This is a genomic window from Streptomyces sp. NPDC015171 (assembly GCF_043079545.1).
Lineage (GTDB): Bacteria > Actinomycetota > Actinomycetes > Streptomycetales > Streptomycetaceae > Streptomyces.
Genome location: NZ_JBIBUO010000002.1, coordinates 377079 through 401088, shown reverse-complemented (window position 1 = coordinate 401088; position 24010 = coordinate 377079). Strand labels below are relative to the sequence as shown.

The following is a 24010-nucleotide window of genomic DNA, read 5'->3' as shown; positions in this document are numbered from 1 at the left end:
GAACAACGTGACGACCGGAGCCACCGTCTGGCTCACGGGTCTGCCGAGCGCCGGCAAGACCACCATCGCCTACGAGCTGGCGGCCCTGCTGCGGGCCGGGGGCCACCGCGTCGAAGTGCTCGACGGCGACGAGATCCGCGAGTTCATCTCGGCGGGCCTCGGCTTCTCCCGGGCGGACCGGCACACCAATGTGCAGCGCATCGGCTTCGTCGCCGAGCTGCTGGCCCGCAACGGCGTCAAGGCGCTGGTGCCGGTGATCGCGCCCTACGCGGACAGCCGGGACGCGGTGCGCGAGCGGCACACGCAGAGCGGGACGCCGTACCTGGAGGTCCATGTGGCGACTCCGGTCGAGGTGTGCAGCGTGCGTGATGTGAAGGGTCTGTACGCCAAGCAGGCCGCCGGCGAGCTGACCGGGCTCACCGGGGTCGACGACCCCTACGAGGAGCCGAAGGCGCCCGACCTGCGGATCGAGTCGCAGTATCAGACGGTCAAGGAGTCCGCGGAGTCGGTGTTCGCGCTGCTGAACGAGAGGGGACTGGCATGACCACGGTCGCCACGACGCAGGACGGTACGGACAGCCCGTACGCCCTGTCGCACCTGGACGCGCTGGAGTCCGAGGCGGTGCACATCTTCCGCGAGGTGGCGGGCGAGTTCGAGAACCCGGTGATCCTGTTCTCCGGCGGCAAGGACTCCATCGTCATGCTGCACCTCGCGCTGAAGGCGTTCGCCCCGGCCGCGATCCCCTTCTCCCTGCTCCATGTGGACACGGGACACAACTTCCCCGAGGTCCTCGAGTACCGGGACCGTGCGGTGGGCGCACACGGGCTGCGCCTCCATGTCGCCTCCGTCCAGGACTACATCGACCGCGGTGTGCTGAAGGAGCGTGCCGACGGCACCCGCAACCCGCTGCAGACCCTTCCGCTGACCGAGAAGATCCAGAGCGAGAAGTTCGACGCGGTCTTCGGCGGCGGGCGCCGGGACGAGGAGAAGGCCCGCGCCAAGGAGCGGGTGTTCTCGCTGCGCGACGAGTTCTCGCAGTGGGACCCGCGCCGTCAGCGCCCCGAGCTGTGGAACCTCTACAACGGCCGGCACGCCCCCGGCGAACACGTCCGCGTGTTCCCCCTGTCCAACTGGACCGAGCTGGACGTCTGGCAGTACATCGAGCGCGAGGGCATCGAGCTGCCCGGGATCTACTTCGCGCACGAGCGCGAGGTGTTCCAGCGGGCCGGCATGTGGCTGACCGCGGGCGAGTGGGGCGGTCCGAAGGAGACCGAGACCGTCGTCAGGCGCCTGGTCCGCTACCGCACGGTCGGCGACATGTCCTGCACCGGCGCCGTCGACTCCGACGCGACCACGCTGGACGCCGTCATCGCCGAGATCGCCGCGTCCCGGCTCACCGAGCGCGGCGCCACCCGCGCCGACGACAAGCTCTCCGAGGCCGCGATGGAAGACCGCAAGCGCGAGGGGTACTTCTAAGCATGAGCATCACGACGACCGAGGCGCTCTCGGCCACCACCCTGCTGCGGTTCGCCACCGCCGGCTCCGTCGACGACGGCAAGTCCACCCTGGTCGGACGGCTGCTGCACGACTCCAAGTCGGTCCTCACCGACCAGCTGGAGGCCGTGGAGCGCGCCTCCGCGAGCCGCGGCCAGGACGGCCCCGACCTCGCCCTCCTCACCGACGGCCTGCGCGCCGAGCGCGAGCAGGGCATCACCATCGATGTGGCGTACCGTTACTTCGCCACGCCCCGACGCCGGTTCATCCTCGCCGACACCCCCGGCCATGTGCAGTACACCCGCAACATGGTCACCGGTGCCTCCACCGCCGAACTGACGGTCATCCTGGTGGACGCCCGCAACGGCGTCGTCGAGCAGACCCGCCGGCACGCGGCCATCGCCGCCCTGCTCCGCGTCCCGCACGCCGTCCTCGCCGTCAACAAGATGGACCTCGTCGGGTACGAGGAGCGGGTCTTCGCGGCGATCGCCGAGGAGTTCACGGCGTACGCCACCGACCTGGGCGTCCCCGAGGTCACCGCGATCCCGATCTCGGCGCTGGCCGGCGACAACGTGGTGGAGCCGTCGGCGAACATGGACTGGTACGGCGGCCCGACCGTGCTGGAGCACCTGGAGACCGTTCCGGTCAGCCATGACCTGGCGCACTGCCACGCCCGGCTGCCCGTGCAGTACGTGATCCGGCCGCAGACCGCCGAGCACCCGGACTACCGGGGCTACGCCGGCCAGATCGCCGCCGGCAGCTTCCGGGTGGGCGAGCCGGTCACGGTCCTGCCGTCCGGCCGGACGACGACGATCTCCGCCATCGACCTGCTGGGCGAGCCGGTCGACACGGCCTGGACGACGCAGTCGGTGACGGTGCTGCTCGCGGACGACATCGACGTCTCGCGCGGCGACCTGATCGTCCCCGCCAAGGACGCCCCGCCCACCACGCAGGACGTGGAGGCGACCGTCTGCCATGTCGCCGACGCCCCGCTCACCGTGGGCCACCGGGTCCTGCTCAAGCACGGCACGCGCACGGTCAAGGCGCTGGTGAAGGACATCCCGTCCCGGCTCACGCTGGACGACCTGTCCCTGCACCCGCACCCCGGGCAGCTCGTCGCCAACGACATCGGCCGGGTGAAGATCCGTACCGCCGAGCCGCTGCCGGTCGACTCCTACGCCGACTCGCGCCGCACGGGCTCCTTCATCCTGATCGACCCCGCCGACGGCACCACGCTCACCGCCGGCATGGTCGGCGAGTCGTTCGCGTCCCCCGTGCCGGTCAAGGACGAGTCCGACGACGACGGCTGGGACTTCTGAGCATGAATCCGACCGATTTCTTCTCCACGTTCGCGAAGGAGGGCGGCCGCGTCGGCAGCGGCGCCCTGGGCAGCGGGCAGGGCGGGGTCGCACGATGTGTGCGCTGACGTACGCGCACCGCCTGCGCGCCCCGTCCCCCCACCCGACGTCCCGGACGCGACGAAGACCTCATGCCGACCTCCCGGCCACGACCTGAGAGACCGTGACCAGCCGGGCCAACGAGAGGAACACCTCCCGTGCCTGCCAACCGCTCGACCCTCGCCCGCCGCGGCATAGCCGCGCTCGCCGCGCTCCCGCTGCTCACCCTGGCCGCCTGCGGCTACGGGTCCGAGTCCAAGGACGACGACACCGCCAAGGTCGCCTCCGGGGCCAAGAAGACCGACGGGCTCGACACCGTCAAGATCGGCTACTTCCCGAACCTCACCCACGGCACCGCGCTGGTCGGCATGCAGAAGGGCTTCTTCCAGAAGGAGCTGGGCGCCACCGAGGTCAAGCCCGCCACCTTCAACGCCGGCCCGTCCGAGATCGAGGCGCTCAACTCGGGGTCCATCGACATCGGCTGGATCGGCCCGTCCCCGGCGATCAACGGCTACACCAAGTCGAACGGCAAGAGCCTGAAGATCATCGGTGGTTCGGCGTCCGGCGGGGTGAAGCTGGTCGTCGACCCCAAGAAGATCAAGTCCCTGAAGGACGTCAAGGGCAAGCGGATCGCCACGCCCCAGCTGGGCAACACCCAGGACGTGGCCTTCCTCAACTGGGCCGCCGAGCAGGGCTGGAAGGTCGACGCGCAGAGCGGCAAGGGCGATGTCACGGTCGTCCGCACCGACAACAAGATCACCCCGGACGCCTACAAGTCCGGCTCCATCGACGGTGCCTGGGTGCCGGAGCCGACCGCCTCGAAGCTGGTCTCCGAAGGCGCCAAGGTGCTGCTCGACGAGTCGGCGCTGTGGCCGGACAAGAAGTTCGTGATCACGAACATCATCGTGCGCCAGGCGTTCCTCAAGGAGCACCCGAAGGCCGTCGAGGCCGTCCTCAGGGCCGCCGTCGAGACCAACAAGTGGATCAACGCCAACCCCGACGAGGCGAAGGCCGCCGCGAACAAGCAGCTGGAGGCGGACTCCGGCAAGGCGCTCCCGGCTGACGTCCTCGACCCGGCGTGGAAGTCCATCCAGTTCACCGACGACCCGCTGGCCTCCACCCTGAACGCCGAGGCGGACCACGCGGTCAAGGCCGGTCTGCTGGACAAGCCGAACCTGGTGGGGATCTACGATCTGACGACCCTCAACAAGGTCCTCAAGGCCGAGGGCGCAAGCCCCGTCGACGCCGCCGGTCTCGGCACCAGCTGACACCGCCCGACGAGTCCCCAGGAGGTGACGACCATGGCCACGACCCTCGCCAAGGCCGACGAGACCGTCGAGTTCGCGGCACGCCTTGACCACGTCTCGAAGTCCTTCAGCGGGCCGGGCGGACACCAGCTCGTGCTGGACGACATCAGCATCGATGTCGCGCCCGGCGAGTTCGTCACCCTCCTGGGGGCCTCGGGCTGCGGCAAGTCCACGCTGCTGAACCTGGTGGCCGGCCTGGACCGGCCGTCCGCCGGGTCCATCAGCACGGACGGCCGGCCGGCCCTGATGTTCCAGGAACACGCCCTGTTCCCGTGGCTGACCGCCGGCAAGAACATCGAACTCGCCCTCAAGCTCAGGGGGGTCGCCAAGCCGCTGCGCCGCGACCGGGCCGAGGAACTGCTCGAACTGGTCCGGCTGAAGGGCGCGTACGGCAAGCGCGTCCACGAACTGTCCGGCGGGATGCGCCAGCGGGTCGCGCTGGCCCGCGCCCTGGCGCAGGAGAGCAACCTGCTGCTGATGGACGAGCCGTTCGCCGCGCTGGACGCCATCACCCGGGACGTGCTGCACGACGAGCTGACCCGGATCTGGCAGGAGACCGGCCTGTCCGTGCTGTTCGTGACGCACAACGTGCGCGAGGCGGTGCGGCTCGCCCAGCGGGTCGTGCTGCTGTCCTCCCGGCCGGGCCGGATCGCGCGCGAATGGCGGGTCGACATCCCGCAGCCGCGCCGCATCGAGGACGCGCCCGTCGCGGAACTGTCCGTCGAGATCACCGAAGTACTGCGTGGGGAGATCCGCCGCCATGGCCAGCACTGACACGACGCCGGTCCAGAACGCCGGGAGCGTCGAGGCCGGCCTGGACGCGCTGGAGACCACGGCCGCCGGCCGGCCGAGCCTGCGGCAGACCCTCGTCGGCAAGATCCTGCCGCCGGTCATCGCGATCGCGGTGGTCCTCGCCGCCTGGTCGCTGCTGTACCCGGTCGTCGACGATCCCACCAAGCTGCCCTCGCCGGCCGCCGTGGGCGACGCGTTCAAGGACGCCTGGCTCAAGGGCGACCTGGTCGGCTACATCTGGACGAGCGTCTCGCGCGGTCTGCTGGGCTTCGCCTTCGCGCTGCTCATCGGCACCCCGCTGGGCCTGATCGTGGCGCGGGTGAAGTTCGTGCGCGCGGCCATCGGCCCGATCCTGTCCGGTCTGCAGTCCCTGCCGTCGGTGGCGTGGGTACCGCCGGCCGTGATCTGGCTGGGCCTGAACAACTCGATGATGTACGCGGTGATCCTGCTGGGCGCGGTCCCCTCCATCGCCAACGGCCTGGTGTCCGGCGTCGACCAGGTGCCGCCGCTGTTCCTGCGGGCCGGCCGCACGATGGGCGCCACCGGCGTCCGGGGCATCTGGCACATCACCCTGCCGGCCGCGCTGCCCGGCTATGTGGCCGGTCTGAAGCAGGGCTGGGCCTTCTCCTGGCGCTCGCTGATGGCCGCCGAGATCATCGCGAGCTTCCCCGACCTGGGCGTGGGCCTCGGCCAGCTGCTGGAGAACGCGCGTACCGCCAGCGACATGGCCATGGTCTTCGAGGCGATCCTGCTCATCCTGTTCGTCGGCATCGCGATCGACCTGCTGATCTTCAGTCCGCTGGAGCGGTGGGTGCTGCGCAGCCGGGGCCTGCTGGTGAAGAGCTGACATGCGCCGCCCCGTCCTCCTCGTCATCGCCCACGGCAGCCGCGACCCGCGGCACGCGGCGACCGTGCACGCCCTCGTGGAGCGGGTGCGGTCGCTGCGGCCGGGACTGCGCGTGGAGACCGGGTTCCTGGACTTCAACGTGCCGTCCGTGCACGGGCTGCTGGAGTCGCTGGCGGCGGAGGGCGTGCGGGACGTCGTCGCCCTGCCGCTGCTGCTGACCCGTGCCTTCCACGCCAAGGCCGACATCCCGGCCGTGCTGCGGGACGCCCCGGCGCGGCTGCGGATCCGGCAGGCGGCGGTGCTCGGCCCGTCCCCGCTGCTGCTGTCCGCGCTGGAACGGCGGCTGTACGAGGCGGGGCTGTCCCCCGCCGACAAGTCCTCGACCGGGGTCGTGCTGGCCTCGGCGGGGTCCTCGGACCCGGAGGCGATCGCGGTGATCGCCGGTATCGCGCGGGAGTGGTGGCGCACCGGTTGGTGCGCGGTGCGGCCCGCGTTCGCCTCCGCTTCCCTTCCGCGCACCGAGGACGCGGTGCGCGAGCTGCGGGAACTCGGCTGCGCGCGCGTGGCCGTGGCGCCGTACGTCCTGGCCCCCGGCTTCCTGCCGGACCGCATAGCGCGCGGCGCGGAGGGCGCGGACGTCCTGGCCGATGTGCTGGGCGCGGCACCGGAGGTGGCGCGGCTGCTGCTGGCACGCTACGACCGGGCCCGGCAGCCCGCGCCGGCGGCGCTCGGCGCCTGACCGCCGGGCAGTCACGCGCCGGGCGTCCGCGGCCGGCCGCTCGGCTTCCCGGGCAGGTTCCGCGGGTCGGCGCCACCCGGGCGCTGCCGCTTCGCCCCGGCAGGCTCCGCCGTGCCCGGCTTCCCCGAAACCCCTTCCTGGTCACGTCCGGATCTGCTGGGATGGACCCCTGGGCACTATCGGGGGAGAGCGTTCACGTGGCCGGTCGGGAGTTCGGGCATCACCTGGGGCTGCCCCGGGCCCTTTCCGGCCTGCCGCTCAGCCCGCTCGTGCCCGGCTACGGCAGCCTCGCCGCCGCCCAGCACACGGCGGGCCTGGACCACCTCGGCGAGGTGCTGGGGGCGGGACCCGATGGGCTGGCGGTGCTGGACGGGCTGTACGTGCCCGCCGGTCAGCGCGGCCGGCGCCGGGTGGACGCTCCGCTGCTGGAGGCGCTGGCCGAGTCCTCACCGCCCGCCGCCGCCCAGCTCGCCGCACGCCTCGCCGCGCTGCACCGCGCCGATCCGCAGGCACCGCGCCGGATCGTCCTGTACCAGCTGATCAACCTGCTCCAGGAGCGGCCCGAGGCGCAACGCGCCTCCTTATGCGCCCGGTTGGGCGTGCGGCGCGACGAGACGGCGGGCCTGCTGGCGGCGGCCCGGCTGCGTCCGGCGCTGGACCGAAGACAGCGGGACGCGGCGGAATCCCTGGCCGACGCCCGGGCACGGGGGCGGGCGCACCGGCTGAGCGCCCTGCTCGACCGGCTTCCCGCTGGCGGCGACCCGGCGCTCGCGGCCCTGCGGGCCGAGACGGCCGAGCGGCTGCGCGTCACCGAGGACGCGCTGCGGGCCGGGCGGCGGGCCGAGGAGCGGGACGACCCGGAAGCGGCGAGCGCCGCGTACGTCGCGGCGCTGCGCACGGCGGACGACGACCGGCGCGCGCTCGCCGGACTGGTCCGCCTGCACGGCCGCCACCCCGCCCTCGGCACCGAACTGCACCGCGACCACGTCGAGTTGGACTGGCGCGATCCCCGGGACACGCCGGGTGAGTGGCGGCTGCTGCGGCTGTACCGGGACGGGCGGGGCAAGCCGGCGGTACATGACGTGGGCGGCGCCGCCGCGGTCGCCGCCGGGCCGCTACGGGACACGGGGGCCGCGCCGGGCACCACGGTCCGGTACGCCGCCCTGCCCCTGCGCGACGGGCGGGTGGCCGGGCCGCCGCTGGTCTCCCGGCGGCTCAGGGTCACCCCCGAGGTGGAGCGCCCGGTGCTGACGGACGGCCCCGGGCGGATCGACTGCGTCTGGCAGCGGCCGGCCGGCGCCGCCGACGTCACGGTCGAGCACACCGGACCCGACGGCCGGACCGCCCGGCTCACCGCCCGTGCCGAGGGTTTCACGGCCACCGGGCTGCCGCCCGGAAGCCACGCCTTCCATGTCGTGTGCCACTACCGGACGGCCGACGGCGGCACGGTCGCCTCCCTGGGGCTGCGGATCTCCGGCTGCGTGCACCCCTGGCCGGAGCCCGTGCGCACGCTGACCGCGCGGCCCGCCGGCGGGGCCGTGGAGTTCTCCTGGACCGGGGCGGGCGACGCCGACGTCCGGCTGGTGGTGTGGCCGGACGGGGCACCGGCGCCGGGCACCGAGCTGCGCACCGGCGAGCTGCCGCCCCCGCTCGACTGGCCCGGCCCCGCGAGCGCCCCGTACCCGCCGCCCGGCACCTACACCGAGGTCGCCGCCGTCGCCGTGCGCGGCGAACGGGCGCTCGCGGGGCCCACGGTGGGCGTGGAGGCCGTACGGCCCGTGCCCGGGCTGAGCGCGCACCGGCTCCCGGACGGGCAGGCCCGGATCGTCCTCGACTGGCCCGAGGGCGCCGCGCACCTGGTGGTCGGCTGGTCCGCAGCGGGCTCCGCCGGCGGTGCGGAACGCACGGTCACCGCGCACGCCTACCGGCGCGGCGGGCTCCGGCTGCCCGTCGGCCCCGGTGCCGTCCGGGTCCGGGCCACCTCGGTGCCCCGGGTCCCCGGCGCGGTGGTCGTGGTGCCCGAGGCGGCCGAGACGCTGGTGCCGCCGGACGCGGCCGTCTCCTACCAACTGGTGCGCGGTGCACGGCGGTTGTTCGGCCGGGGCCGGACGCTGCTGCGGGTCACCCTGAGCGCGCCCGGCGGACTCGCGGACGTCCCCGAGTTCGTGTGTGTCGCGCGCTCCGGCACCCTGCGGCCGCGCACCGCGGGCGACGGGACGACCGTCCTGCGGATCCCCGGCCCCGAACTGGCCCGGCACGGCAGCCTGGACCGGGAACTCCCGGCCGCTCCCTGCCCGGCCCCCTACACCCTGCGCGGCTTCCTGCTCGGGGAGCACGCCGCCTCGGTCCGACTCGAAGAACCCTCTCTCACCAGCCTGGTGGTGCGCTGAGCCATGACGACCGTGATCTGCCCCTACTGCTTCGCCCGCGCGTCGGCCGGCCGACTGCCGTACCGCTGTCTGATGACCCCCAGCGGGGTGCGCGGCACGGCGCCCTGCGGTCCTGTGCCCGACGGGACGTGGGCCGCGTTCGTGGGCCCCGGGGTGCCGCCCGCGGCCCGGATGCGCGGCCCGGTGTTCGCCCCGGCCCGCAGGCTCGGCGGACGCGGCGGACGCGGCGGTGCCGGCAGCAGCGTGCCCTGTCCCGCGTGCGGGGTGCCGACGCCGGTGCGGGTGTGCGGCTCCTGCCACAGCGACCTGCCCAGCGACTACTGCGACCAGGACAGCCGGATCATCGCGCTGGTCGGCGCCAAGGCATCCGGCAAGAGCACCTATGTGGCCGTGCTCCGCAACGAGCTGGACCACCGGGTGGGGCAGGCCTACCACGCCTCGCTCGCGGCGATGGGGCAGCACACGCAGGCGCGGGACCGGGAGATGGCCGAGGACCTGTACGAGCGGCTGCGGCTGCCCGCCGCCACCCGGCCGGCCGCGCTCGGCTTCAACGACCCGCTGCTGTACCGGCTCAGTCTGCCCCGGCGCGGCCTGCTGGGCGGCTCCGGGACCCGGCACACCACGCTGGTCTTCTTCGACGCGGCCGGCGAGGACCTCGCGGACGCCGAGGCCATGGACCGCTACACCCGCTACCTGAGCGCCGCCGACGGCATCATCCTGCTGGTCGACCCGCTGCAGCTGGGCTCGGTCCGCGACCGGCTGCCGGTGTACGACGGTCCGCCGCTGCCCGTGGTGGAGACCGCGCCCCGGCAGATCGCCGCCGACCTCGCGGCCCAGCTGCGCACCCACGGCAAGGGCACGGCGGGCGGCCGGGTGACCACCCCGATCGCGGTCGCCGTCACCAAGACCGACATGCTGCGGCCCCTGCTCGATCCGCACTCCCCGCTGCTGCGCAACGCCCCGCACGCGGGCGGCGCGCACGACGCCGAGGACCGGCTCGCCGTCCACGAGGAGCTGCGCGCCCTGCTGACCGAGTGGGACTCCGGCGCGCTGCTGCGCCAACTGGAGCACGACTTCACCGGGTTGTCGCTGTTCGGGCTGTCGGCGCTGGGGGCCCCGCCGCCCGCGAACGCCCCGGCGGACGTACCGAAGTCGGGGCCGCAGCCCGTACGGGTGGAGGACCCGCTGCTGTGGCTGCTGTCCCTGCGCGGGCTGCTGCCCGTGCGCGCCGCCGGAAAGGAGCGGTCCCGGTGAGCCTGGCCCAGCTGCACTACACCTCGGCACCGCCCGGCCCGGACGGGTCGGGTTTCCGCTTCACCGCGGTCACCCCGGGCGTACCGGCCGCGCTGCTGCGGGAGGCCGAGCAGTTCATCGGGTACGAGCCGCCGCGCGATCTGCCGGACCGGCCGGACGCCGAGCAGCTGAAGTCCTTCCCGAAGGCGTTCGCCTGCACCGAACTCGCCGACGGCGGGCGCCTGCTGGGCCGGTCCGTCTACACCGGGGCCGACTACAGCGGGCGCTGGGGCAACTTCCACGCCCACGCCGTGCACCTGCCGCCCGGGACCCGGCTGCCGGACGGGGCGCTGCCGATCACCGCGTGGGAGTCGCCGCGCTGGGCGGACACCACTCCCCCGGACGGCCGGCCGGCGCCGATCGACCGGTTCGAGCCGTCCGAACTGCTGCGCCCGGACGGGCTCCTGGCGTTCGCGCGGTCGCGTGCGGACCGGCTCCCGGCGTTCTTCGCCGATCTGCGCACGCTCGCCGAGGGCAGCGACGTCCGGCAGATCGTGCTCGTGGAGCGGGACAGCGCGGACGTGGCCCGGTGGATCGTGCTGGCCTGCACGGTACTGCCGCGCGAGCAGGCGCACCGGCTGACCTTCACGACGTACACCCGGCGACCGCAGCAGGCCCGCCAGCAGATCGTCGGGGCGCTGCCCTCGTCGGAGCCGGTCGGGCGCGACCGGCGCTTCCGGGTGCACGACTGCACCGGGCGGGCCGCCGGGGAGCCCGTGGCGGACGTCTGGGCCGAGGTGTGCGCGCGGATCTGGGCGGCCGGGCGGCCGGAGCTGTTCCGCGCCGCCTCCCGCGCCGAAGGCGACACCGCCGGCGAGGCCGGTCCGCTCGCCGTGACCGCGCTCGCCGGGGGCGTCGCCCTCGGCCCGGCGGCCCGCGCCGCGGCGGCCCGCTGGGCAGCGGAGCACGCCTCCCGGCTGTCCGAGCCGGTGCTGGCGGCGCTGCTCGGGGCGCTGGCGCGGGAGGCCGCGGACGCGGCCGGCGAGGGTGCCGGGGACGACGAGCCGGCCGCGCTCGCCGCCCTGCTGGCCCGGCTGGACGGGCAGGTGCCCACGGTCGTGTCGGCGCCGCTCGCCGCACGGGTGCTGGCCCTGGCGGTTCGCGGGCGGGGCCCGGTGCCCGCGCTGGGCGCCGGATCGCTGACCCCCGAGGTGCGGGCCGCGCTGGCCCGGGACCTCGCACCGGCCCTGCGGCACGGCATCGCCGACCCGGCCGGGCCCGCCACCGGCCGGCCCCTGGCCCTGCTGCACCTCGCCGACCTGCTCGACCTCGACTGCGCCGACCTGCTGCCCGAGTTCGCGAACCGGACCGCCCGGGAACTGGCGGGCGGACCCGTACGGGCCGCGGCCGACGGCACCGCGCCGGACACGGCCGCCGCCGGCACCCCGGCACCCGCCGCCCACGGCACACCCGGCCCGGCGGGCGGCGGCCGGCCGGGCACCGCCCTCCTCGACGCCGTACACGCGCACCCCGCCCTGCGCACCGCCCTGTTCACCGAGCTGGACGCCCTGGCGGCGGCCGATCCCGGCGCGGTCGCCGGGCGGCTCGCCGGGTCGGGCCTGCCGGTGGAGCTCGACCCCGGCCACCCGCATCTGCGGATGTGCGTCCTCGGCGCGGCGGCCGGCCGGTCCGCCGCCGACCGGCGCGGCCGGATGCGGGCCGTGCTGCACACCGCCGGGGTCTCGCCGCACGCCGATCCGGCCGTGCTGCGCACGGCGTTCCGGCTGGTGTGGCCCGACGGGCAGCCCACCGGCGAGGAGGCGAGCCTGCTGCTGAACGAACTGGGCTCGGACGCGCACCGGCTGGCCGGCACCCGGGACCTGCTGGTGGCCGCCGCGCTCGCCGCCCCGGCCGAGGACGCCGCCGCCCCGCTGCTCGCCGCCGATCTGCTGCGCTGCTTCACCGAGGAACTGGTCCCGGCGCACCGGGTACCGCTGCTCCTGCTGGAGTTCGCGGCCCTGCTCGGCACCGAGGGCGAGGGCGAGAACTGGGTGCGGCGGGTCCGCACGCTGCGCGACAGCGCGGTGGAGCCGGTGCCCGAGCAGGTGACCCGGCGGGTGTACGACGTGCTCGCCCGGCGGTTGCTGACCGTTCCGGTGCCGGAGAGCGAGCTGTACGCGCTGGCCCGCTCGGGCGACGCGGCGCTGCTGTCCGCCTATGAGCGGGCGGCGCGCGGCGACACGGTGGCCGGGCGGCTGCGCACGGCGCCGTCGTACCTGGCCGCCCGCTTCTGCGACTGGAGCGCCTACCAGGGCACCCACCCCGACTGGGAGGCGACCCGTACGACCCTGCTGGCCAAGGTGTTGCGGCCGGCGGTGCGCGCGCTGCCGGACGAGGACCGGGCCGCGGTCGAGGAGGCGCTGCGGCGCACGGGCCGGGGCCGGCTGGACGCCTACCGCGCGTGGAGCCGGCCCGGCGCCCTGGGCCGTCTCGCGGGCCGGCTGACCGGGCGCGGCCGGCGCGAGGACGGGCGGCAGGACCGGCCCGGGGACGTCGGGCCGTCCGACGGCGGAGGTGAGTGGTGACCGCCGGCGACGACGGTTCGGGGCTGCAGCTGGCGCTGCGGGTGGTGCTGGCCCTGATGCTGTGGGCGGGTCTCGTCGCCGTCGCGGTGTGCCTGTGCCGGACGCTCTGGGAGTTCCTCGGGCGGGGGGTCGGGGCGGTGTGGCGGGGACTCGGGCCGTGGCAGCCGGGCCGGCCCGACCCGCGTCTGCCCCGCCCGGGCGGCACCGAGCCCGCCCGGCTCGCCTACTGGTGGCGGCAGTCGTGGACGGACGCGGCGTCCGCGGGCCTGGACGGCGTGCGGACGCTCTGGCGGGCGGTGCGCGATCCCTGGCTCGACCGGACCGTGCGCAACCTGTTCCGCGGCCGGCGCCCCTGGGGGCGCTGGGTCCGGATACCGCTCGGCCGGTTCGCCCTTGCCACGCTGATCGCCCCGGGTACGGCGGCGGGCGTGCTGGCCGGCGCGGTGCTCGCCACCCTGCTGCTCGGCTGGGCGCTGCTGGTCTTCGCGCTGCTGCTGGGCGTGGTGTGGCTCGGCTGGGCGGCGGCGGTGCCCCTGCTGCGCGGGGCGGACCGGGGCCGGGCCCTGCTGCGCGGGCTGCGCCCGGCCTGCCCCCACCCGGGCTGCTACGCGCCGCTGGCGCTGGCCCTGCACCGCTGCCCCGACTGCCCGGCCCGCCATGCCGAACTGCGCCCGGGACGGTACGGCGCGCTGTGGCACGTGTGCGACTGCGGGCGCCGGCTGCCGGCCACCCGGCTCACCGGGCGGGACGCGCTGACCGCGCTGTGCCCGCGCTGCGCCCAGCCGCTGCCGGCGGCGCTCGCCACCACCCGGGTGGTGCACACCCCGCTGGTCGGCGGCACCTCCTCCGGCAAGACGATGCTGATGGCGGCCATGGTGGAGGGGCTGCACGCCTGGTCTCGGGAGGGCGAACTGCGCGTCGAGTACGCCTCCACGGCCGACCGCGGCTCCCACACCGGCGTCGCCCAGCAGCTGAGCCGCAGCGGCTGGGCGCACGCGACGACCGGCGGACCGCCGCGTGCCCTCATGCTCACCGTCGCCCGGGGGCGCCGGCGCCGGCTGCTGTACCTGTACGACCCGATGGGCGAGTCGGTGAGCGACGCCGAACGGGTGCGGGCCCAGCGGTACCTGGCGCACGCGGACGGGGTCGTGCTGGTCGCCGACGTACTGGCCGATCCCGCGGTGCGCGGCCGGCTCGGCCCGGCGGACACCGAGCGGGTGGCACGGGCGCGGCCCGCGGCGCAGGGCCCGCGGACCACGTACGAGCGGCTGACCGGCGAGCTGGCCGCGCTGACCGGGCGCAGGCGGCGGCTGCCGGTGGCCGCCGTCGTCACCAAGCGGGACGTGCTCGACCAGCTGACCTCGCTGCCCGGGCCCGGCGCCCGCATCGACCACTGGCTCGGCGACATCGGCCTCGGCGCGCTGGTGCGGGCCCTCGGCCACGACTTCCGGGCGGCCCGGTACTGGGCGGTGAGCGCCCACGCGGCCACCGGCACCGGGCCGCTGGAGAGCGAGCAGCGGCGGGCCGCCGAACCGGTGCTGTGGCTGCTCGCGGCCTCCGGGCTGCGCACCGGCGCGCTGACCGGGCAGGACGGCCGCGGCACGGGACGCGTGCCCCGGCCCCGGCGGCGGCCGGACGACGGGAAAGGCGGGTACGGCCCGGTATGAACCAGGTGACCGCGTCCGTGGGCCGCGCCCGGCGGGTGGTGGCGGGCCTGTTCGCCGCCGCCCTGCTGCTGGCGCCGGCCGCGCTCGCCCTCGGGCTCTGGCTGCTGCTGACCCGACCGTGACAACTCCCTCTGAACCGAAAGGAACCGCGGCGTGAGTGACATTCCCGGCGGGCCGATGGCCAACCGGCCGGTCCACTTCATCTGGCTGCTCGACTGCTCGTACTCGATGCAGGGCGAGAAGATCGCCAAGCTCAACTACGCGATCAGAGAGGCCGTACCGGAGATGCGTTCGGTGGCCCACGACAATCCCGCGGCCCAGCTGCTGCTGCGCACGGTCACCTTCTCCACGACCGCGCACTGGCATCATCGGACGCCGGTCCCGGTGGACGACTTCACCTGGCAGGACGTGCAGGTCGACGGCATGACCAACCTCGGGGAGGCCCTGCACCTGGTGGCGCGGGAGCTGCAGACCCCGCCGATGCCCGAACGGGCGCTGAAGCCGGTGCTCGCGCTGGTGTCGGACGGGGTGCCCACCGACGACTGGAAGGCGGGCCTGAAGGCGGTGGACGCCACCCCCTGGGGCCGCAAGGCGGTCCGGGTGGCCATCGCGATCGGCGCGGACGCGGACCGCGGGGTGCTCCAGGAGTTCCTCGGCAATCCGGAGCTGCAGCCGCTGGACGCCAACAGCCCCAAGCAGCTGGCGGCGGCGATCCGGTGGGCGTCGACGGCGGCCGTGAAGGCGGCCTCCCAGCCGGTCGCCGGCGACGGCGGCGCGCTGAACATGACGAAGCAGCCGTACGCGCCGCCGGTGCTGGACGACGACGATGACGACGACGTGTGGTGACGCTCGGGGTGCGACGGTGGGAGACGCTGTCCGGCAGCGTCCAGGGCGTGGGCAAGCACCACAACCAGGACTGGTACGACTGCCAGGGCACCGGGTCCGGCGCGGATCCGCTGCTCCTGGCGGTGGCGGACGGGCACGGCTCGGCGGTGCACGCGCGCAGCGCGGTGGGTGCCCGTTTCGCCGTGGACCGCTTCCTTGCGCTGGCCGCCGGCTTCGGGCGGGCGGCGCACGACTGCCATGAGCCGGGCCGGCTGACCCGGCTCATGACCTATGCCCGGGACGACTTCCCGCGGACCCTGGTGCACGAGTGGCGGCGGGAGGCCCTCGGCCACTGGGACCGGAACCGGCCGGTGACGGAGCCGGCCGCCCCGGAGCCGGAGCCGGACGAGAAGCTGGTGCTGTACGGCACCACGCTGATCGGCGCCGTGCTCACCCCGTGGCTGTTCGTGGCCTGGCAGCTCGGCGACGGCGACCTCGCGGTGGTCGAGCACGACGGCACGCTGAGCCGGCCGCTGGCGCCCGCCGTGGAGGACCTGGGCGACGAGACCGAGTCGCTGTGCGGGCGGGAGGCGTGGCGGGCGGTGCGGATGCACTGGGCGCCGGTGTTCGAGGAGGCGCGGGCGCCGCGGCTCGTGGTGCTCTCCACGGACGGCCTGTCGAAGAGCTTCGCGTCGGGCGACGGGTACCGCGAGTTCGTCGCGGGGCTGGCCGGGCGGCTCGCGGCGGAGGGCAGCGCGGGCGTCCGCCGGGCCCTGCCGGCCTGGCTCACCGAGGCCTCCCGCTACTCCGGCGACGACACGACGCTGACGGCGGCGGTACGGCCGCCGGAGCCGCCGGCTCCGGCGCGGGCGGACACCTCGGGGCCGGACACCGGCCCGGCGGAACCCGCGCCGGACGACCCCCGCGCGGCCCCCGGCGGGACGCACACGCACACCCAGCCGTCGCCCGGCCCGGCCGGCGGCGACCCTGACACGGAACGGAAGACGGAGACGTAGATGAGCGGCATGCTCGACGGCGGGGCGCACCTCGCCGCGGAGACCGGTGAGGACGTCGAGATCCTCGACTTCCTCGGCGCGGGCGGTCAGGGCGAGGTGTACCGGGTCCGCACACCGGCCGGGGAGCGGGCCCTGAAGTGGTACTACCCGACCTGTGCGACCCCGGAGCAGGAGGCGATCGTACGGGAGCTGGTGACCCGGGACTTCGCCGACGACCGGTTCCTGTGGCCACAGGCCCTCGTGCCGGCGCACCGCGGCTCGTTCGGCTATCTGATGGGGCTGCGCCCGGACCGCTACAGGGGGCTTCCCGCGCTGTTCCGGCGGCAGTTGCGCACCAGCCCGGGCGCGCTGCTGACGGCCTGCCTGTACACGGTGGAGGCCTATCAGGCGCTGCACTCGCGGGGGATCGCCTACCGGGACATCTCCTGGGGCAACATCTTCTTCGACCCCGGCACCGGTGACGTCCTGGTCTGCGACAACGACAACGCCGTGGTGGAGGGCGACGCCAGCGGCATCTCGGGGACCATGGAGTTCATGGCGCCCGAGCTGGTGCGGGCGGACCCGGGTGCGCGCCCGGGCACCCAGTCGGACCTGCACTCGCTCGCCGTGCTGCTGTTCATGCTGCTGATGAACCATCATCCGCTGAAGGGACGGCAGGAGTTGGGCATCCACTGCCTCGACGAGGCGGCGGAGCGCAAGCTGTACGGCAAGAGCCCACTGTTCGTGTTCGACCCGGCCGACGACGCCAACGCGCCCGACCCGGTGGAGCACACGACCGTGCTGGCCACCTGGGACGCGGCGGCGGAGAAGCTGCGGGAGCTGTTCCGGCGCTCGTTCACGATCGGGCTGCGCGATCCGGCGGCCCGGGTACGGGAGTCGGAGTGGCGTGACGCGCTGCGGGCGGTGCTGGACGCGGTGGTCGAGTGCGCCGCGTGCGGCCGGCAGAACATGAGCGAGCCGGGCGAGAACCCGCCGCAGCGCAACTGCTGGGGGTGCGCGACCTCGCTGGTGCTCCCGCCGCGGCTGACGGTGACCACGCCGCCGCCCCGCACCGAGCACCACATCCGGCTGCGCCGCGCCGCCCGGGTGCAGGCCCACCATCTCCTGCCGGAACCGGCGCGGCACGACTGCTCGGACGCGTCGCTCGTGGCGGAGCTGGTCGAACACCCCAAGAAGCCGGGGCGGTTCGGGCTCGCCAACCGCTCGCCGCAGACCTGGACGGGGAGCCGCTCGGACGGCACCGTGCAGCGGGTCGAGCCCGGTCAGACGGTGCCGTTGCGGTCGGGGCTCGAACTGGACCTGGGCGGCGGGGTGCGGGCGGTGGTCCGGGCCCGGTAGCCGGGGCCGCGCGCCGGGCGGGGCTCCGCCCGGCGTGCGGCCCCCGGTTACCGTCCGAAGCCGCTCACAGGCCGAGGGCGGTCAGCAGCTGCCGGGTGAAGGCGAGGCTGGCGGTGCCGGCCGACGCGCCGATGGCGATGTTCTCCAGGGCGGTACGGATCCGGCCCCGGTTGGGCGGCAGGCCGTCCTCGGCGGACTGGGCCAGTTCGCCCTGGATGACTTCGCCGTTGCGGACGAGTCCCGGGTACTCGGCGTGCAGGGCCTCGCTCAGCCGGTCGGCGCAGTCCATCAGGGCCGGAAGGTCCGGGTTCTGGTGGTCGATCTCGATCCGCCCGTGGTCGCCGAAGTTGGCCGGGCCGTTGACGTTTCCGAAGTTGTAGGTGCTCATGTCCTGTCCTCGCTCGCGGGCCGGACGAGCCGCCCGATGGCTGGGGGTTAGGGCTTCGGCGCGGGCGGACCCGATCCCGCGGGTCCGGGGCCGCCCGGGGCCGGTCCGCCGTGGGGACCGGGTCCCTGCTGCCCGCCCAGGAGGATCGTTCCGTGGGCGCCGAAGTTGCTGGGACCGCTGACGTTACCGATGTTGTAGGTCTGTGTGCTGATGACCTGAACGGCCTTGTCGTAGGAGCTGGTGTCGATGTGGTGGTCCCGCAGGAACCGTTCCGTGGCGGTCAGCACGCCCTGCTGGAGCCGGAACAGGAAGTCCTGCGCGTCCGTGCGGTCGGTGTAGCCGGCCTCGTCCCACGCGCCGAGGTCCTCGCGCAGGCTGCCGGTGGCACCGTAGTCATGGCGGATGTGCTGCTTGGTGATCGCACGGCGGGTCCTGGCCAGCGTCCTTTCGTGGTCGCTGACCCAGCGGCGGCGCCGGAGGATGCGGCCGAGGGCGCCGCGCAGCTCGGGTCCGGTACGCCGGGTGGCGTGCCGGACGAGGTCCCACCAGCGCTCGAAGGGGGCCACCGGCAGCCGGTCGACCCGGTGGAAGCGGCCGTCCAGCGGCGGTATCGCGTAGGCGGCGACCTCCCAGGTGAGGCTGGGCGGCTGGAGTATGGCCCGCAGGTACATGGAGACGATGAGCCGGCCGCCCTCGCCGATGCGTTCCAGGCACAGGTGGGTGCGCATGCCGGCCCCCGGTGCGCGCAGTCCGGCCTGCACGAACTGGCTGGGTATGCGGGCGCCGGGCCGCCGGGTGCGGTCGGGGACCAGCTCGGGGATCAGGTGCGCGTTGCTGCCGAGGACGTAGAGCCGGTTCTTGGCCCGCAGGCCCTGGAGGCCGGAGATGCCCTCCATGTGGCGTGCCACATAGGTGTGCAGGTCGATGACGTCGAAGGGGCGCAGCGGGAGCTTTCCGCCGCCCGGGGCGTCGGCGGGCCTGCTGACGTCGATGGGCTGCCAGACGACCTCCTTGATCTTCTCGCCGCTGCCGACGAACGGCCTGGTGTAGGCGGCCTCGTCGGCGTACGGGAGGACATTGGCACGTTTCAGCTCGTGCAGCGCGGCCTCGGCGGCCTGCTCCACCGGGGGTGCCGTCTGCTCGGGTTTCGCCGCGCCGAGGAACGTCTCCCGTGCCGTGTCGCGGCTCCGGGCCTCGTGCCGGCGGACCATGATCCAGGTGATGGCGCAGGCGCCGAGAGGGCCGAAAATCGCCACCCATCCGAGTGACCGGGGTCCGTTGACCAGTCCCCAGACTCCGAGGAGGAGAGCGAGCGGCACGGCTGTCTGGAGGCAGGCGAGTCCGCGGTCGAGGGCGGCGCGGCGGCGGGTGGCCACGCGCGCGTGGCGGGCGAGGGCCACGAAGTTGATGCCGAGGCTCAGCCCCAGGGCGTTCAGCCGGTCGCCGGTGAGCATCCGGTCGACGTAGAGGGCGAAGTCGTCGTCGAGGTGCACGGAGGCGCTCAGGCGCCGGGTCACGTCGTCCGTGCGGTACTGCGGCAACGACGGTAGTGATCTGCCCGTCACGGTCATCCGCTCCCCCTCCGCCCGTCCGCGCGCCCAACATAGGGACACCCTGAGGGGTTTGTCGCGCGCTTCGGCGAGCCGAACCCCTTCGAGGCAGGTGTGTGGTATCGGTCGCCGCGGTCCGGCGCTCCCCTGTGCCGTCGGACCGCGGCGACGTCTGGTTCTGCGTCCGCCGCGGCCCGGATGTCACAGGCGGATGCGCCGATCACCCTTCCAGGGGCGGATATCGGCCAATCTCCGCGCCGGGCGGTGGAACTGAGGTGGTGTCACGCTCATCCCCGCGAGGGGGCCGGCCGCTGCCCCGGCCCCCGCCTGCGGATCCCACCGGATCTGCGGGTCCTACTGGGCCTTGCGGGTCCTACTGGGCCTGCGGGTGCCACCGGACCTGCGCATCCCGCCGGGCCTGCGGGTCCCATTGGGCCTCCCGCCCGGCACGGCCCGCGGGGTCAACCGCCTTGCCGTACCGCCTCGTCGGCCAGCCGGACCAGTTCGGCGACCGGCAGCGAACCGGCCGTCCGGCCCTCCCGTGCGAACCGGTTCGCCAGCCGCTGCAGGAGTTCGTTCAGCGGGGTCGGTACGCCGTGCAGCCGACCGAGCAGGACGACCTCGCCGTTGAGGTGGTCCGCCTCGATGGTGCCTGTCCCCCGGACGAGGGACTGCCAGGAGGAGCCGCCGCCGCGCGGTACCCCGTCCAGCGGGGCCAGGGTGACCTTGTCGCCGCGGACCGCCTGCTGCTCCGCCGTGCTCGCGTACGGGATCCCGGCGGCGTCGAGCACCGCCACGCCCTCGGCCCGGACGCGCGCGTACAGGTCCCGCGCGTCGTCGCCCGTCACCGGGCCGCTGACCGCTTCGAGGGCGTTGCCGAGGTTGGCGAGCAGCTTGGCGTACTGCCAGCGGGCCACGTCGGGCACGACGGGCGCCTCGAAGTACGCGTCCGCGAGGTCGGCCGCGATCCGCCGGCCGGTGTCGTCGGTACCGTGCGGGAGGCGGCCGAGGTGCAGGATGCCGGTGAGCGGGGAGCCGGCGGCGCGGACCACGCCGGGTTCCACGAAGGTCGACGGCAGCCAGACGCAGACGCCGTGGACGCGGCGGAAGCGGCGCAGCGCCAGCCGGCCGCCCTCGACACCGTTCTGGAGGCAGACGAGCGGCAGCCGTTCGGCAGCCGTGCCGCCGCCGGCGACGGCCACGTCGGCCCAGGTCTCCAGTGCGGCCACGGTGTCCTGGGTCTTCACCGCGAGGACCAGGACGTCGTCGGCGCGCAGCTCCCCGAGCGGGCCGGGACCGTCGACGGCCGGCAGCCGGTACGTCGACTCCCCCTGAGGAACCCTGAGTCGCAGTCCGTGCTCGCGGAGTGCGGCCAGATGCCGGCCGCGGGCGACCAGGACGACCTCGCGCCCGGCCCCGGCCAGCCGGCCGCCGACGGCACCGCCGACCGCTCCGGCCCCGATGATGATGTAGCGCATGCCCGAGAGCCTCGCACACGCGTCCGGGCATGCCGCGTACCGGTGCCCCAACGGGCCTGTCCGGCCCGGCGATCGGGGCGGAAAAGGGGTGTGCGGCCGCCGTGCCCCGTGGGGGCGGGCACGGCGGCCGCGCCCGCGCCGGGCGGGCTGCGCGAAACTCTGGCCGATGTCCGGGGGCCGGAGCAACCTCTACACGCGGCTGTGACTTGTTCAACAAGATTTCGTAATCACAAAGTGGATCTCTGTCGGTCGGAACGGACACCCCCGCCGCCCGCCCTCGGCCCCCGGCGGTCCCGTCCCCGACCCGCATCCCTGAGATCCGGCGATGGATGTAAGGGGCCGTCGTCCTCCCCAGCGATGAGCCACGCCCCCCGCACCTCACCGGGCAGTACGACGAGATGGCTTTACCCGGCCCCTACGGTCGAACCGGAGCACGTACAGAGGTGACGGCAGGGGGCTGTCACCGCGCACAAGGGGGCAGACCCGTCATGGGGAACACAGAGGTGCGGGTGCGGGGGCTGGCCGCCCGGGCCGGCGGCTGGAGCGCCCGGCACCGCTGGGCGGCCGTCGGCATATGGGTGCTGTTCGTCGTCCTGGCGATGGGGCTCGGCTCGGCGGCGGGCCGGGTCGACGTGAGCGAGGGCGACCAGCTCAAGGGCGAGACGCACACCGCCGCGCAGATCATCGACGACGCCGGGATCAAGGAGCCGGCCGCGGAGACCGTCCTGATCCGGTCCGAGGACAGCGGGGTGACGGCCACCGGCGGGGCGTTCCGCGCCGCCGTCGCCGATGTCGTCGCCGCCGTCGAGGGCACCGGGAAGGCCACCGGCGTGACCTCGCCGTACACCACGCACACCATCTCCCGGGACGGTCGCAGCGCGCTGGTGCAGTTCGATCTGCGCGGTGACGCGGAGACCGCCGCCGACCGGATCCAGCCGGTGCTGGACGCCGTCGCCGGGGTGCAGAAGAAGCACGGTTCGCTGCGGATCGAGGAGATCGGCGGCGCGAGCATGCAGAAGCAGTACCAGGACGCCTTCGGCGACGACTTCCGGCAGGCCGAGTACTCGGCGGTGCCGGTGGCCCTCGGCATCCTGCTGATCGCGTTCGGCGCGCTGGTGGCCGCGCTGCTGCCGGTGGCCCTGGCGGTCACCGCGATCATGGCGACGATGGGCCTGATGGGCCTGGTCAGCCATCTGCAGCCGATGAGCGACACCGCCAACTCGGTGATGCTGCTGGTCGGTATGGCCGTCGGCGTCGACTACTGCCTGTTCTATCTGCGCCGTGAGCGCGAGGAGCGGAAGGCCGGCCGGGACGCGGGCACCGCCCTGCGGATCGCCGCCGCGACCAGCGGGCGGGCGATCGTCGTCTCCGGTGTCACGGTGTGCGTGGCGATGGCGGGCATGCTGTTCACCGGGCTCGCCGAGTTCGAGGCGATGGGCCTGGCCTCGCTGATGGTGGTGGCGGTCGCCATGGTCGGGTCGGTGACCGTGCTGCCCGCGCTGCTCTCGCTGCTCGGCGAGCGGGTCGAGAAGGGCCGTATCCCGTTCCTGGGCCGGCGGCGCCGGCGGCAGGGCGCGGACTCGGGCAGCCGGTTCTGGACGGCCGTGCTGCGGGCCGTGCTGGCCCGGCCGCTGGTCTCGGTCGTCGTCGCGGCCGGTGCGCTGCTGGCGATCGCCGCGCCCGCGCTGGGCATGAAGACCCAGCAGCTCACCCTGGACCAGGAGTTCGGCGACTCGCTGCCCATCGTGCAGACGTACAACCACGTCAACGACGCCTTCCCGGGCGGCAACGAGCCGGCCCAGGTCGTCGTCAAGGCCGATGACATCGGCTCCCCGGCCGTACGGCGGGCGCTTGCCGACTTCAAGAAGGAGGCGGTCGCCTCGGGCGCCTCGCGCGGCCCCGTCGACGTCAAGCTGTACGGCGCGCAGAACGTCGCGCTGGTCTCCGTGCCGCTGGTCGGCGGTTCGGACATGGACAAGGCGACGCGGAGCCTGGAGAAACTGCGTGACGAGGTGCGGCCCGCCACCCTCGGCAAGGCGGCGGGCGTGCGGGCTCCGATCACCGGTCAGGTCGCGGGCAACCACGACTTCAACGACCAGCTGATGGGCTCGGTCCTCCCGGTCTTCGCGTTCGTGGTGGTCTTCGCCTTCCTGCTGATGCTGCTGTCGTTCCGCTCGCTGACGATCGCGCTCACGTCGATCGTGCTGAACCTGCTGTCGGTGGCCGCCGCGTACGGTGTCCTGGTCGCCGTCTTCCAGCACGGCTGGGGTGCCTCGCTGGTCGGCGCGGAGGGCGTCGGCGCGATCGTGACCTGGCTGCCGCTGTTCCTCTTCGTGATCCTGTTCGGGCTGTCCATGGACTACCACGTGTTCGTGGTCTCCCGGATCCGCGAGGCGCGGATGCGCGGCCGTACGACGAGGGAGGCGATCCGGCACGGCGTGGTCACCACGGCGGGGGTCGTCACCAGCGCGGCGGTCATCATGGTCGCCGTGTTCGCGATCTTCGGCACGCTGTCCATGCAGTCCATGAAGCAGATGGGCGTGGGCCTGGCCGTGGCGGTCCTGATCGACGCCACGGTGATCCGCGGTGTGCTGCTGCCGGCGGTGATGGCCCTGCTCGGCGAGCGCAACTGGTATCTGCCCAAGTGGCTGCACCGGCTGCCGGACCTCACGCACGACGAGGCACCGGCCCCCGTGGCGGCGCCGGTGCCCGAGCGGGGCGAGCGGCTGCCGGTCTGATTCCGCCCGCCGCCGCGGGGCCCGTCGGTTCCCCGGGGAGCCGACGGGCCCCGCGCGTTCCGCCGCCCCCGGGCCGGGACCTGCCGTCCCTTCACCGACCGCCCGCCTCGGGTGGTCTACCGCGGACGGCGGCCCGGCAGTTCGGCCTCGATGAGGTCGGCCGCACGCCGGGTGCCGCCCTCCAGGGCCCTCCCTCCCCGCCCGCACCTCCCCAGCCGGCGGCCGA

Annotated in this window: 19 protein-coding genes; 16 read left to right on the top strand and 3 right to left on the bottom strand. The window is 74.5% G+C overall.

Going from position 1 to position 24010, the window contains the following annotated elements; genetic code table 11:
• Positions 1 to 7 precede the first annotated feature (7 nt).
• The 15 genes from cysC to ACF073_RS06230 all read left to right on the top strand — a co-directional run bounded on the left by cysC (position 8) and on the right by ACF073_RS06230 (position 17630).
• Positions 8 to 544 carry an adenylyl-sulfate kinase gene (gene cysC / locus ACF073_RS06300; RefSeq protein WP_392067190.1) on the top strand — a complete coding sequence of 179 codons (537 nt, stop codon included), beginning with the start codon at positions 8 to 10 and terminating at the stop codon, positions 542 to 544.
• Positions 541 to 1476 (top strand): sulfate adenylyltransferase subunit CysD, encoded by a 936-nt coding sequence (gene cysD / locus ACF073_RS06295; protein ID WP_392067189.1) that lies wholly within the window; start codon positions 541 to 543, stop codon positions 1474 to 1476. Before cysC ends, cysD begins: the two co-directional genes overlap by 4 nt.
• A gap of 2 nt (positions 1477 to 1478) precedes the next feature.
• A complete protein-coding gene (locus ACF073_RS06290; RefSeq protein WP_392067188.1) occupies positions 1479 to 2813 on the top strand; it encodes a sulfate adenylyltransferase subunit 1 in 1335 nt (444 codons plus the stop codon).
• Positions 2814 to 3049: 236 nt separating this feature from the next.
• On the top strand, positions 3050 to 4159 hold the full coding sequence (locus ACF073_RS06285) for an aliphatic sulfonate ABC transporter substrate-binding protein (RefSeq protein WP_392067187.1): 1110 nt from the start codon (positions 3050 to 3052) through the stop codon (positions 4157 to 4159).
• Between the two features lie 33 nt (positions 4160 to 4192).
• Positions 4193 to 4972, top strand: coding sequence for an ABC transporter ATP-binding protein (locus ACF073_RS06280; RefSeq protein ID WP_392067186.1), 780 nt, complete (start codon positions 4193 to 4195; stop codon positions 4970 to 4972).
• Complete coding sequence (locus tag ACF073_RS06275) at positions 4959 to 5837, top strand: ABC transporter permease (RefSeq protein ID WP_392067185.1); 879 nt, start codon at positions 4959 to 4961, stop codon at positions 5835 to 5837. Before ACF073_RS06280 ends, ACF073_RS06275 begins: the two co-directional genes overlap by 14 nt.
• Before the next feature lies 1 nt (position 5838).
• A complete protein-coding gene (locus tag ACF073_RS06270) occupies positions 5839 to 6576 on the top strand; it encodes a sirohydrochlorin chelatase (protein WP_392067184.1) in 738 nt (245 codons plus the stop codon).
• A 197-nt stretch (positions 6577 to 6773) separates the two neighbouring features.
• The gene (locus ACF073_RS06265) at positions 6774 to 8966 is read left to right on the top strand and encodes a hypothetical protein (protein WP_392067183.1); all 2193 of its coding nucleotides are present in this window, start codon (positions 6774 to 6776) and stop codon (positions 8964 to 8966) included.
• 3 nt (positions 8967 to 8969) lie between these two features.
• Positions 8970 to 10220: a hypothetical protein gene (locus tag ACF073_RS06260; protein ID WP_392067182.1), complete on the top strand. Its 1251-nt coding sequence runs from the start codon at positions 8970 to 8972 to the stop codon at positions 10218 to 10220.
• A complete protein-coding gene (locus tag ACF073_RS06255) occupies positions 10217 to 12784 on the top strand; it encodes a GTPase-associated protein 1-related protein (RefSeq protein WP_392067181.1) in 2568 nt (855 codons plus the stop codon). Before ACF073_RS06260 ends, ACF073_RS06255 begins: the two co-directional genes overlap by 4 nt.
• On the top strand, positions 12781 to 14451 hold the full coding sequence (locus ACF073_RS06250; protein WP_392067180.1) for a hypothetical protein: 1671 nt from the start codon (positions 12781 to 12783) through the stop codon (positions 14449 to 14451). The genes ACF073_RS06255 and ACF073_RS06250 overlap by 4 nt, the downstream gene beginning before the upstream one ends.
• Positions 14448 to 14573 (top strand): hypothetical protein, encoded by a 126-nt coding sequence (locus ACF073_RS06245; RefSeq protein WP_392067179.1) that lies wholly within the window; start codon positions 14448 to 14450, stop codon positions 14571 to 14573. Before ACF073_RS06250 ends, ACF073_RS06245 begins: the two co-directional genes overlap by 4 nt.
• A gap of 55 nt (positions 14574 to 14628) precedes the next feature.
• Entirely contained in the window at positions 14629 to 15297 is a 669-nt protein-coding gene (locus ACF073_RS06240; protein ID WP_392067706.1) for a tellurium resistance protein, read from the top strand.
• Entirely contained in the window at positions 15291 to 16292 is a 1002-nt protein-coding gene (locus ACF073_RS06235) for a protein phosphatase 2C domain-containing protein (RefSeq protein ID WP_392067178.1), read from the top strand. Before ACF073_RS06240 ends, ACF073_RS06235 begins: the two co-directional genes overlap by 7 nt.
• Positions 16293 to 17630, top strand: a complete 1338-nt coding sequence (locus ACF073_RS06230) for a protein kinase (RefSeq protein WP_392067177.1) — start codon at positions 16293 to 16295, stop codon at positions 17628 to 17630.
• Positions 17631 to 17694: 64 nt separating this feature from the next.
• Here the strand turns inward: ACF073_RS06230 and ACF073_RS06225 are convergent, their stop codons facing one another.
• From ACF073_RS06225 to ACF073_RS06215, 3 genes are all read right to left on the bottom strand, one after another.
• The gene (locus tag ACF073_RS06225) at positions 17695 to 18018 is read right to left on the bottom strand and encodes a hypothetical protein (protein ID WP_392067176.1); all 324 of its coding nucleotides are present in this window, start codon (positions 18016 to 18018) and stop codon (positions 17695 to 17697) included.
• Positions 18019 to 18065: 47 nt separating this feature from the next.
• Positions 18066 to 19589: a hypothetical protein gene (locus ACF073_RS06220; protein ID WP_392067175.1), complete on the bottom strand. Its 1524-nt coding sequence runs from the start codon at positions 19587 to 19589 to the stop codon at positions 18066 to 18068.
• Between the two features lie 440 nt (positions 19590 to 20029).
• Positions 20030 to 21046, bottom strand: coding sequence for a ketopantoate reductase family protein (locus tag ACF073_RS06215; protein ID WP_392067174.1), 1017 nt, complete (start codon positions 21044 to 21046; stop codon positions 20030 to 20032).
• Positions 21047 to 21534: 488 nt separating this feature from the next.
• On the opposite strand from ACF073_RS06215, the gene ACF073_RS06210 reads away from it, so the two are divergent.
• Positions 21535 to 23784, top strand: a complete 2250-nt coding sequence (locus ACF073_RS06210) for an MMPL family transporter (protein WP_392067173.1) — start codon at positions 21535 to 21537, stop codon at positions 23782 to 23784.
• Positions 23785 to 24010 lie beyond the last annotated feature (226 nt).